General features: G+C 68.3%; 12 protein-coding genes. 3 read left to right on the top strand and 9 right to left on the bottom strand.

Annotated features, from left to right (window positions below; translation table 11 throughout):
• From ACESMY_RS19005 to clpX, 6 genes are all read right to left on the bottom strand, one after another.
• Nucleotides 1–703 (bottom strand): LON peptidase substrate-binding domain-containing protein (locus ACESMY_RS19005; protein WP_372786188.1); only part of this gene is annotated, 703 nt, incomplete at its 3' end.
• Between the two features lie 282 nt (nucleotides 704–985).
• Nucleotides 986–1,582: a 2-hydroxychromene-2-carboxylate isomerase gene (locus ACESMY_RS19000; protein ID WP_372786191.1), complete on the bottom strand. Its 597-nt coding sequence runs from the start codon at nucleotides 1,580–1,582 to the stop codon at nucleotides 986–988.
• Nucleotides 1,583–1,584: 2 nt separating this feature from the next.
• Nucleotides 1,585–2,310: an SDR family oxidoreductase gene (locus tag ACESMY_RS18995; protein WP_372786187.1), complete on the bottom strand. Its 726-nt coding sequence runs from the start codon at nucleotides 2,308–2,310 to the stop codon at nucleotides 1,585–1,587.
• Nucleotides 2,311–2,348: 38 nt separating this feature from the next.
• The gene (locus tag ACESMY_RS18990) at nucleotides 2,349–3,776 is read right to left on the bottom strand and encodes a DHA2 family efflux MFS transporter permease subunit (protein WP_372786186.1); all 1,428 of its coding nucleotides are present in this window, start codon (nucleotides 3,774–3,776) and stop codon (nucleotides 2,349–2,351) included.
• The gene (locus tag ACESMY_RS18985; RefSeq protein ID WP_372786185.1) at nucleotides 3,773–4,153 is read right to left on the bottom strand and encodes a VOC family protein; all 381 of its coding nucleotides are present in this window, start codon (nucleotides 4,151–4,153) and stop codon (nucleotides 3,773–3,775) included. Before ACESMY_RS18985 ends, ACESMY_RS18990 begins: the two co-directional genes overlap by 4 nt.
• 93 nt (nucleotides 4,154–4,246) lie before the next feature.
• Nucleotides 4,247–5,509, bottom strand: a complete 1,263-nt coding sequence (gene clpX / locus ACESMY_RS18980) for an ATP-dependent Clp protease ATP-binding subunit ClpX (protein ID WP_372786184.1) — start codon at nucleotides 5,507–5,509, stop codon at nucleotides 4,247–4,249.
• A gap of 223 nt (nucleotides 5,510–5,732) precedes the next feature.
• Between clpX and ACESMY_RS18975 the strand changes: the two genes are divergently transcribed.
• Entirely contained in the window at nucleotides 5,733–6,386 is a 654-nt protein-coding gene (locus tag ACESMY_RS18975) for an HAD-IB family hydrolase (RefSeq protein WP_372786183.1), read from the top strand.
• Nucleotides 6,383–6,631, top strand: coding sequence for a hypothetical protein (locus ACESMY_RS18970; protein WP_372786182.1), 249 nt, complete (start codon nucleotides 6,383–6,385; stop codon nucleotides 6,629–6,631). Before ACESMY_RS18975 ends, ACESMY_RS18970 begins: the two co-directional genes overlap by 4 nt.
• Here the strand turns inward: ACESMY_RS18970 and ACESMY_RS18965 are convergent.
• Entirely contained in the window at nucleotides 6,628–7,245 is a 618-nt protein-coding gene (locus tag ACESMY_RS18965) for an ATP-dependent Clp protease proteolytic subunit (RefSeq protein ID WP_372786181.1), read from the bottom strand. The two genes, ACESMY_RS18970 and ACESMY_RS18965, sit on opposite strands and share 4 nt — an antisense overlap.
• Nucleotides 7,246–7,412: 167 nt before the next feature.
• Here ACESMY_RS18965 and ACESMY_RS18960 point away from each other — a divergent pair, with 167 nt between their 5' ends.
• Entirely contained in the window at nucleotides 7,413–8,684 is a 1,272-nt protein-coding gene (locus ACESMY_RS18960; protein WP_372786180.1) for a glutamate carboxypeptidase, read from the top strand.
• A 14-nt stretch (nucleotides 8,685–8,698) separates the two neighbouring features.
• Here the strand turns inward: ACESMY_RS18960 and ACESMY_RS18955 are convergent, their stop codons facing one another.
• Nucleotides 8,699–10,078 carry a S41 family peptidase gene (locus ACESMY_RS18955; RefSeq protein ID WP_372786179.1) on the bottom strand — a complete coding sequence of 460 codons (1,380 nt, stop codon included), beginning with the start codon at nucleotides 10,076–10,078 and terminating at the stop codon, nucleotides 8,699–8,701.
• 71 nt (nucleotides 10,079–10,149) lie between these two features.
• Nucleotides 10,150–10,788 (bottom strand): DsbA family protein, encoded by a 639-nt coding sequence (locus ACESMY_RS18950; protein ID WP_372786178.1) that lies wholly within the window; start codon nucleotides 10,786–10,788, stop codon nucleotides 10,150–10,152.
• Nucleotides 10,789–10,854: the final 66 nt, after the last annotated feature.

Here is a 10,854-nt window from a genome sequence, read left to right as displayed (position 1 = left end):
GGATCGCCTTCATCTGCTCGTTCAGATAGTACTCGCGCTGGGTCTTCTCCATCTGCCGCTTCACGCGGTTGCGGATCTTCTTCTCGGTCTGCATGACCGAGATTTCGCCCTCCATCAGGGCGTAGACCTTCTCCAGGCGCTTCACGACGTTGAAGACTTCCAGGAGCTGCTGCTTCTCGGCGATCTTCACCGACAGGTGGCTGGCGATGCGGTCGGCGAGTTCGCCGGGATTGTCGATCTGCGGGATCGCGGCCAGCGCCTCGGGCGGGACCTTCTTGTTGAGCTTCACGTAGTTTTCGAACTGCTCGACCACCGCGCGGCTCAGCGCCTCGGCCTCGGCCGAGCCGACGCCATCCTCGGCCACATAGGCGATCTCGGCCTCGTAGAACTCGGCCTGGTCGGTGAACCGCGAGATGCCGGCGCGCGCGCGGCCTTCCACCAGCACCTTCACGGTGCCGTCGGGCAGCTTCAGGAGCTGCAGGACGGTGGCGACCACGCCCACGTCATAGATGCCGTCGGGCGAGGGATCATCGTCGTCCTTGTCCTTCTGGGTGGCGAGCAGGATCTGCTTGCCGTCGTTCTTCATCGCTTCTTCCAGGGCGCGGACGGACTTCTCGCGACCCACGAAGAGCGGAACCGGCTGATGCGGGAAGACAACGATGTCCCGCAAGGGCAGGATTGGGAGGATTTTAATCTCAGACATAATGCTTCAACTCCTGACCGGCCGCTTGGTCGCGCAGCCCGGCCTCCCGGATCGCAGTCACCCAGACGATGCGTCTGAGTCGGACGATCCGTCCGTCCCCGAAGGCGACGGGTTTCGGTGATTTATGTGGACCGTTTGATCCGTGGTTCAAGCGGGGCAATCCCTTTGCGCGACACTGGGTCCCATCGCGATTCACGGCCCTTTGGAGCCGAAAAGGCGAGGTCCAGCGCGCAACTCTATGCTCCGACCCTAAACGATATGTGGGGATTGCGAACGATTGGCTCAAGCCGCCGGTCTGATCAGGGCTTCCTCGACGAAATCCATGCGGTCCTGGCCGAAGAACATCTGGTTCCCGACGAAGAAGGTCGGCGCGCCGAAGACGCCGCGCTGCACCGCGCCTTCGGTGGCGGCCTTGAGCCGCGCCTTGACGTCGTCGCGCTCGACCAGGGCTCGGAATTCGTCGGCCTCGACGCCGATGGCCTCGATCACCGGCGCAAGCTCCGCCGGATCGCCGAGATTCCTCGGTTCTCGCCACATGGCGTCGAAAACCGCGTCGCAGTAGGCCATGAACCGCGGATCGTCGATCAGACCGGTCGCGCCGCGCATCAGGTGCAGGGTGTTGATCGGGAAGTGCGGATTGCGGTGGAATTCGATGCCGTCGCGCCGCGCCCAGCGCGCGAGGTCGGCGTTCATCCAGCGGCCCTTGGCCGGGATGGCGGCCGGCGAGGCGTTGCCGGTCGCCTTGAAAATCCCGCCCAGCAGCATCGGCAAGTAGACGATCCTGGCCCCCGTCCGGCCCGCTAGGTCCGGCACCCGCTGATAGGCCAGGTAGCTCGCCGGGCTGCCGAAATCGAAGAGGAATTCCACCATCTGACCCATGGTCACCAGGCCTCCATCCAGGGCCGCAGATCGAGTTCGTGGGTCCAGGCGTCCCTCGGCTGGACGTGCAGCGCCCAATAGGCGTCGGCGATGTGTTCGGGGTTCAGGATGCCGTCCTGGCTCTTCAGGGCGTGCCGCTCCGGGAAGTTCTCGGCGATCCAGGCGGTGTCGATGGCGCCGTCGATGATGGTGTGCGCCACGTGCACGCCCTTGGGACCCAGCTCGCGCGCCATGCTCTGGGCCAGCGCGCGCAGGCCATGCTTGGCCGAGGCGAAGGCGGCGAAGCCCTCCCGGCCGCGGACGCTGGCCGTGGCGCCGGTGAAGAGGATGGTCCCGCGCCCCCTCGGCGTCATGACCTTCGCCGCCTCGCGGCCGGCCAGGAAGCCGGAGAAACAGGCCATCTCCCAGACCTTGTGGAACACCCGGGACGTCGTCTCGGCGATCGGAAAGCGGACATTCGCGCCGATATTGAAGACGCAGACCTCCACCGGACCGATTTCGGCCTCCACGCGAGCGAAGAGGCCGGTCATGTCCTCCTCCTTGCGGGCGTCGAGCCCGAAGGGGTGCGCCTGGCCGCCCGCCTCGCGAATCGCCGCGGCGAGCGGCTCGAGCTGGTCGGCGTGCCGGCGCACGATGACCGCGGCGTAGCCCTCTCGGGCGAAGCGTTTGGCGATAGCGCCGCCCAGCGCGTCTCCGGCGCCTACGACGATGATCGCTCTGTCGGCCATCTGTGTATTAGATGATGCTCGTCATGTCGTAGCAAGCATTACCGCGCCCGGGACTTGGCTTTTGGCCTGACCGTGAGGGCGGCGATCAGCGCGGCCGCCGCGGAGGCCATAGCGGCGGCGATCATCGCCGCGCGATATCCGGCCGCGATGGCCTTCGGGTCCGATCCGGCGATCACGAATCCGACCAGGGCGACCGCCAGCAGACCCGCCACCCGGGCTACGGCGTTGTTCACCCCGGCCGCGGCGCCTTCATATTCGTCGGCCACCGCGCCCAGCACCGCATCGGTGAGCGGCGCCACGGCCACGCCCGCGCCCACCGCCAGGACCGCCAGGCCCGGAAAGACCGACGTCCAGTAGCTTCCGTCCTGAGACAGCAAGCCCAGCAGGGCGAAGCCGGCGGCGACCAGCAGCGGCCCGACGATCAGCAGGGGCCGGGCGCCGATCCGGGAGGCCAGGCGTCCGGCGGCCGGCGAGAGCACGGCGAGGCCCACCGACAACGGCAGCAGCGCGGCGCCCGCCGCCGAGGGTGGATAGCCGTGGGCGCGGATCAGCTCGAACGGCAGCAGGAACAGGGCCCCGCCCAGGGCGGCGTAGAGCAGGAAGGTCAGCGCGTTGACGCCAGAGAAGGTCAGCGACTTGAAAAGTGTCAGTGGCGTCATGGGGTTGGCCGCCTTTCTTTCGATCACGACGAACCCGATCAGGGCCGCCACGCCGAACCCGGCGGCGCCCAGGACCTGGATGTCCGCCCCCTGCTTCGGCGCGACGGTCAGGGCCCAGGTGAGCGCGCCGAGACCTGCGGTGACGGCGGCCGCCCCGGCCCAGTCCACTGGCCCGGACCGCGCGCCCTTGCTCTCCTTGGCGTTGGCCAGCACCAGCCAGACCGCGATCGCCGCCACCGGCAGGTTGATGAAGAACACCGCGCGCCAGGAGATCGCCTGGGTCAGCCAGCCGCCGAGCACCGGGCCGACGGCGCTGGTGAGGCCGCTGGCGCCGGCCCAGATCCCGACCGCCTGGCCCCGGCCCTTGGCGTCATAGGCGGCGCCGAGCAGCGCCAAACTGGCCGGAGTCAGCAATGCGGCGCCCACGCCCTGCAGCGCCCGCGCCATGATCAGGACGGTGAGGTTCGGGGCGAGGCCGCAGACCGCGGAGGCCGCGGTGAACAGCAGCACCCCGGCCGCGAACACCCGCTTGCGCCCATAACGGTCGGCCGCGGCGCCGCCGGCCAGGACCAGCGCGCCCAGCATCAGGGCGTAGGCGTTCATGATCCACTGCGCCGCGGCGAACCCGCCGCCGAGGCTCTGCTGGATCACCGGCAGCGTCAGGTTGACCGCCGAGGAGTCGATGAAGGCCAGCCCAGAGCCCAGCACCGTGCCGGTCAGCACCAGCGCCTGGGCGCGCGGCGGGTGCGCCAGCGCCGTGACCCGATGTGCGAGCGCGCGGTCGCACGGCGGATGGACCGCGTTCATCCCGCCTTCGGCGCGCGGCAGTTCAGCTCGATGGTCACGCCGTTGAGTTCGGTGACGAACATCTGCCGGATGCCGCCGTTCGGCGCCACGGACGGCTCATAGGCCATGCCGGCGGCGTCAAGCTTGGCCTTGGCGTCCTCATAGTCATCGATGGCGAAGGCGAAATGATCGAGGGCCGAGCCGCGGGAGGCGGCGGAAGGTTTGCCGACCTCCACGAGGTGCACCACGTCCTTGTCCCCGGCATAGAGCCAGGTCCCGCCGAACGGGAAATCCGGCCGCCAGCCGACGGTGAGGCCGAGCACGTCGGTAAAGAACGCCTGGGTCCGGGCGAGCTGCGTGGTGCGGATGTTGACGTGATCCAGGCCGATGATCGCCAAGCGCGCCTCCGTGTTCGAAGACGCCAGTATCGCGCATGAAAAAGCCCCGCCGTCACCAGCGGGGCTTTCCGAATTCAGGCCGAGGACTGGCGCCTAGGCGGCGCCGCCCTTGTCGCGGCGTTCGGCGTAGATGATCAGCGGCTGAGCGCGGCCTTCGACCACCTCGGCGTTGACCACCACCTCCTCGACGCCGTCGTAGGTCGGCAGCTCGTACATGGTGTCGAGCAGGATCGCCTCGAGGATCGAGCGCAGGCCCCGCGCGCCGGTCTTGCGAACGATGGCCTTGCGGGCCACGGCGTTCAGGGCGTCGTCGGTGAAGGTCAGGCCGACGTTCTCCATGTCGAAGAGGCGCACGTACTGCTTCACGAAGGCGTTCTTCGGCTCGGTGAGGATCTTCACCAGCGCCTTCTCGTCGAGGTCGTCCAGGGTCGCGATGACCGGCAGGCGGCCGACGAATTCCGGGATCAGGCCGAAGCGCAGCAGGTCGTCCGGCTCCACCTGGCGGAAGATCTCGCCGGTGCGGCGCTCGTCCGGATCTGTGACCTTGGCGCCGAAGCCGATGGAGGCGCCCTGCCCGCGCGCGGAGATGATCTTCTCCAGGCCCGAGAACGCGCCGCCGCAGATGAACAGGATGTTGGTGGTGTCGACCTGCAGGAACTCCTGCTGCGGATGCTTGCGCCCGCCCTGCGGCGGCACGGAGGCGACGGTGCCTTCCATGATCTTCAGCAGCGCCTGCTGCACGCCCTCGCCCGACACGTCGCGGGTGATCGAGGGGTTGTCGGACTTGCGGCTGATCTTATCGACTTCGTCGATGTAGACGATGCCGCGCTGCGCTCGCTCGACGTTGTAGTCGGCCGCCTGCAGCAATTTCAGGATGATATTTTCGACATCCTCACCCACGTAGCCCGCTTCGGTGAGGGTCGTGGCGTCGGCGACCGTGAACGGAACGTCGATGATTCGCGCCAGAGTCTGGGCCAGAAGCGTCTTGCCGGTGCCCGTGGGGCCGATCAGCAGGATGTTCGCCTTGCCCAGTTCGACGTCGTTATTCTTCGTGGCGTGGTTCAACCGTTTGTAGTGGTTGTGGACCGCGACGGAGAGAACCTTCTTCGCGTGATCTTGCCCGATGACGTAATCGTCGAGGACCTCGCGGATTTCCTTCGGCGTTGGCACGCCGTCCTTCGATTTGACGAAGGAGATCTTATGTTCTTCGCGGATGATATCCATGCACAGCTCGACGCATTCATCACAGATGAACACTGTCGGGCCCGCGATAAGCTTGCGGACCTCATGCTGGCTCTTGCCGCAGAAAGAGCAGTAAAGCGTGCTCTTTGAATCTCCGCTCGCGGCCTTGGTCATGGTCGGTTCTCACTCTCTAGGCGATCCGAACCGGCGTCTCAGCCTGAATCGCCCCACGGACGTTGCCGCCCTATCAATGCAGAATACGCGCCGCGGGTTGTCTAAGTCTTGACAATCCTCGATCCCGCCCGGGATCACAAGCCTTGCGACAGGGTCGCGACAATTGGCGGCGCGACGTCCGAATCCCGGACATCTTGCAATTCTAGATGGGAAACGGATCGAAATGGCACAAGACCGGCCGGCGCCTGGGGCCGCGGGACTGGCCGATCGGCCCGGCGATCCGCCGATCGTGGCGTTCGACTTCGACGGCACCTTGACCACCCGCGACAGTTTCACCGCGTTCCTCAAGTGGCGGGCAGGCCCGGGCCGCTATGCGCGGGGCCTGGTCAAGCTGGCGCCGAGCGCGCTTGCCTACCTCTTCCACCGCGACCGCGGGCGGATCAAGCAGGCGGCGGTGAAGGAATTCCTGCGCGGCGTCCCCCGCACGCAGCTCGAGGCCGAGGCCCGCGAATTCGCCGAACGCTTTTCACGCAGCCTTTTGCGCCCGGACGCCGTGGCGGCCTGGAAGCGCTGGCGGAGCGACCATGTGCGGCTGGTGATCGTCACCGCTTCGCCCGTGCTGGTCGTGGCGCCCTTCGCCCGGGGCCTGGGCGCGGACGCCATCCTCGGCACCGAACTCGCCTTCGACAGCCGAGATCGGGTGGAAGGCGGCTTTGCGACGCCCAATTGCCGGGGACCGGAGAAGGTCGTGCGCCTGAAGGCCGCGTTCGGGCCGGCGCTGGAGCTCAAGGCGGCCTATGGCGACACCAGCGGCGACCGCGAGATGCTGGCGATGGCCGAAACCTCCGGCTACCGGGTCTTCAAGGGGACGCCATGAGGCACGCTCGCGACGCCGATCTCGACCGGCTGGAAGACCTGCTCGCGAAAATCCGCGAACTTCCCGGCCTGAAGGAGAAGAAGCGCGGGGTGTTCTACCGCAAGTCCCGCGGCTTCCTGCATTTCCACGAAGATCCGAAGGGCATGTTTGCCGACATCGCCGATCCGGACGAGCGGATCGACGTCACCCACGCGGCCGGACAGGCGGCCCTGCTGGCCGCCGCCCGCCGGCGCCTGGCCTCTTAGCTCTCGGCTTCGCGCTTTTCCCAGACGTGGTCGACGATGCCCCATGCCTTGGCTTCGTCGGCGGTCATGAAGCTGTCGCGGTCGAGGACGCTTTCCACCGTCTCCACCGTCTGGCCGGTGTGCTTGGCGTAGAGTTCGTTCAGGCGGGCCTTGGTCTTGATGATGTCCTCGGCGTGGCGCTCGATGTCCGAGGCCTTGCCCGAGAAGCCGCCGGACGGCTGGTGGACCATGATCCGGGAGTTCGGCAGTGCGATGCGCGAGCCCTTTTCACCGGCCATCAGCAGGAACGAGCCCATCGAGGCGGCCATGCCGAGGCAAAGGGTGATCACCGGGCTGCGGATGTATTGCATGGTGTCGTAGATCGCGAGGCCCGACGTCACCACGCCGCCCGGCGAGTTGATGTACATCTGGATCTCCTTCTTCGGGTTCTCGGCCTCGAGATGCAGCAGCTGGGCGCAGATCAGCGCCGCCATGCCGTCCTCGACGGGACCCGCCAGGAAGATGATCCGGTCCTTCAGGAGCCGGGAGAAGATGTCGTAGGCGCGCTCGCCTCGGCTCGTCTGTTCGACGACCATCGGCACGAGGCCCAGCGCGGTGGTGACGGGGTCACGCATAGGGGAAGTCCTTCTTGGAATCTTTGGCGAGCCTGCCGACGGCTCGTCGCACACCCGATATCGCGTGCCGAAGGCCAGGGCGCAAGGTGACCTGAGGCCGCGCCGCCGTTTCGGCTTGATCGCTTGCGCCACCCAGCCATGGTGATTGCGACAGTTTGGGGGATTCCATGAAGCTCGGATTCATCGCGGCCGCAGGGGCCGTGGCGCTGATCGGCCTGTCCGCGCAGGCGGCGCCGAAGGCCGCGGTCCCCCAGACCGTCGCCAAGGACGCCAAGGTCTGGGCGGCGGCGGAGGCCGCAAAGCCCGAGCAGCTCAAGTTGCTCGGGCAGATCGTCAATATCGATTCGGGCACGCGCGACGTCGAGGGCGGGCGCAAGGTCGCCGCGATCCTGGCCGCGCGGCTGAAGGCGCTCGGCTACGCGGTGGAGAGCGTGAAGGCCGAGGCCGACGGCCTGCCGGACAACACCGTCGCCACGCTCAAGGGGGCCGGCAAGGGCCGCATCCTGCTGATCGGCCACATCGACACCGTGTTCGGGCCCGGCACGGCGGCCAAGCGGCCGTTCCGCATGGACGCGGAGAAGGCCTATGGGCCAGGGGTCTCCGACGAGAAGGGCGGCGTGGTCGAGGGGCTCTACGCCCTGCAGATCCTGCACGATCTCGGCTTCAAGGATTTCAAGCAGATCGTCTTCCTGATCGAGACCTCCGAGGAGGGCGGATCGCCGGGCACCCACGGCCTGATCGCCAAGCTGGTGGCCGACGCCGATGTGGAGTTGAACCTGGAGCCCGGCGACCTGCCCGACGTCATGACCGTCTGGCGCAAGGGCGCGGTCGGGCTGCACATCGAGGTCAAGGGCCGGCCCGCGCACGCGGGGATCGCGCCCGGCGAGGGGCGCAACGCGGCCACCGAACTGATCCACCAGATGGCCGCCGACGACGTGTTCCCGAAGACCGGCGACGGGATCACCATGAACCTCACGATGCTGCAGGCCGGGACCCGGGACAACATCATCCCGGAAGACGCTTCGGCGACCTACAGCGTGCGCATCCGCGAAAAGTCCGACCTCCCCAAGGTGATGGCGGTGGTGGAGAAGAACGCCCAGACGACCGCCGTTCCAGACACCAAGGTGCGGGTCTATCATCAGGAGCCGTTCTTCCCGCCCCTGCCCGAAAACCCGGGGACACAGGCGCTGGCGGCGCGGGCGGAGGCGATCTACGCCGGGCTCGGCAAGACGATCACCCGCGGCGGCAACGGCGGCGCCTCGGAATCGGCCCTCGCCTATGAGGGCGGCATCCCGGCTCTGGATGGCCTTGGCCCGGCGGCCGGCGGCTTCCACGCCGATACGGAATATCTCGTCCTGGGCTCGGTGACGCCGCGGCTCTATCTGCTCACCAAGCTGATCCAGGACCTGGGCCACAATCCGCCGCCACGCCTGAAGTAGCCCGGCGCAGGACCTCAGGAGGCCTTGGCCGGCGACGGGCTGATCACCGGCGGGACGGGGTAGAAGACGGCGGCGATCTTGCCGTCGTCGGTCAGGTAGATCACCCAGTCCATGCCGCCATGGGCGAAGGTCGCGTGGTAGACGTCGGCCCCCATCATATCGACCTCCTTGAAGGTCAGGGACTGCAGCGGCCCGAGGTCGGCCAGCACCTTGCGGACATCCGGCATGCTCGGTTTCACGGCTTCGGCCAGGTCGGGCGTCAGGGCCGCGGCATCGAAATCGCCGCGCTGCGTGTGCTCGATCACCCCGCGCAGGGCCGCCTCGGCGCGGGGCGAGCGCTCGGTCCGCGGCGTCTGCAGCGCCGCCTCCGTCCAGGCTTCCGCCTCGCCGCCCGTAGCCGCCAGCCGCGCCTTCAGGGCCGCGCGCCTAGGTGCGGCGGGCGCGGCCTCGAGCGCCGCCCTATAGGCCGCGGCGAAGGCGGCCTGGGGCGCGGTCGGGACATCGGGAATAACGCCGACGCCCTCCCAGCTCGTCTTGGTGATGGGGTTCTCGGCGCGGCCGCCGGGCACGAACAGCAGCAGGCCCGCCCCCACCGGCTGCACCCCGCCGGGGTTCGCGCCGCCGCCCGTGGTCTCGCCGACCACCCTGGCGCGCTTCAGCACCTTCAGATCGTTGGTGAACTCCTCGCCGCCGGAGAAGGTGTGCGGGCTGGTGATCAGGATCACCGGCTTGCCGAGGTAGTGGCTGGGCACGGCCACGGTGAAGAAGGTCTGGGTCCGGAAGGTCTCGGTCCCGCGGTTTCGGTAGATGAGGTCGTTGAGGTGGGTCGGCTGCGCCGGATCGAAGAGGAAGCTGCAGAGGTAGGCGACGGCCTCGGGCGAGCCGCCGCCGTTGCGCCGCATGTCGATGATCAGGGCGTCGGTCCCCTCGACTGCCCGCATGGCGGCGTCGGCCGCGTCCTTGAACATGCCAGGGGCCGGAAATCCCGCGAGCGCGATGTAGCCGATGTTGCCCTGCAGTCGGTCGACCCGGATGAAGCCCGCGCGGCTGCGCGGCGGCGGGCCGGCCGGGGCGCCGGCCGGCGGCGGGCCGCCCGGGTCCATCACCCGCATGTGCTTGTCGTGGGTCACCGCCTGCAGGTCGGCCGTGAGGCGGGCGGCGAAAGCGGCCTTGTCGGCGATCGCGGCATAGTTTCCGGCCTCGAGGCTCTTCTGCAGGGCCGCGCCGGCCTGGCGGCCGCGGTCGGGATAGACGTAGCCGTCCGCCAGGGCCGCGGCGGCCTTCGCCACCACCTCCTGCTTGGCCTCCGGGGTCAGCGCCGCCACCTGCGCCGCCGAGATCTGCGGAGACGCCACGAGGCCAAGCCACAAGACGATCGCGATAGACCTGCGCATGTCGTTCCCCGTTCGCCCGGAACTTGCCGGCCAAGGAAATGTACACCTGTAATCTAACCCGTCAACCGAGCTCAGGCCGCGATACGGTCCAGCCATTCCTTGAGGATGCCCACCACCTGTTCGCCCGGCGCGAAGCCGCGGGTGACGACGCCATAGACGCCGTCGGGATTGGGCCCGGCCACCAGGGTCGGGAAGCCGGTGACCCCGGCGCGCTGGGAGATCGCATAGTCGCGCCAGGTCTCTTCCTTGGTCTCCGGCGCGGCCCAGGTCTCCAGGAACGACTGGCGGTCGAGGCCGAGTTCGTCGGCGAGGTCGGCCAGCACCTCGCCCGTCGTGACGTCGCGGCCCTCGGCGTAGAAGGCCCGCTGCGCTCGGCCAAGGAACGCCGCGGCCATCTCCTCGCCGTCGCGCCGGGCCGCGACGACCGCACGGGCGGCGGGGTCGGTGTCGTAGACGAAGCCCGGCCGCGACATGCCCGCGCCGTTGAACGGCAGGCCAGTCGCCTCGTGGACATGGGTCCAGTGGTCGGCGATCTCGAGCTTCGCCTCCTCGGTCATCGGCGTCTCGGTCCCCGGGCGCAGGCCGCCCATCACCACCCGGACCGGCAGGGCGCGGCCGAAGGTCTCGCGGATGTCGGCGATCACCGGCGAAAAGCCGTAGCACCAGGAGCACATCGGATCGGAGAAGTAGATCAGGTGGGGCGTGGTCATGGCAAAGAGCCCTCCAAGCCCGCGGAGCATCGCAGGAGACGCGAGTCCGGTCACCTGCCGGGGCTT

Source organism: Phenylobacterium sp. (assembly GCF_041691455.1).
Classification (GTDB): domain Bacteria; phylum Pseudomonadota; class Alphaproteobacteria; order Caulobacterales; family Caulobacteraceae; genus Phenylobacterium.
Note: the sequence above shows the minus strand (reverse complement) of the source record. Positions and strands in the feature narration are given on the sequence as shown.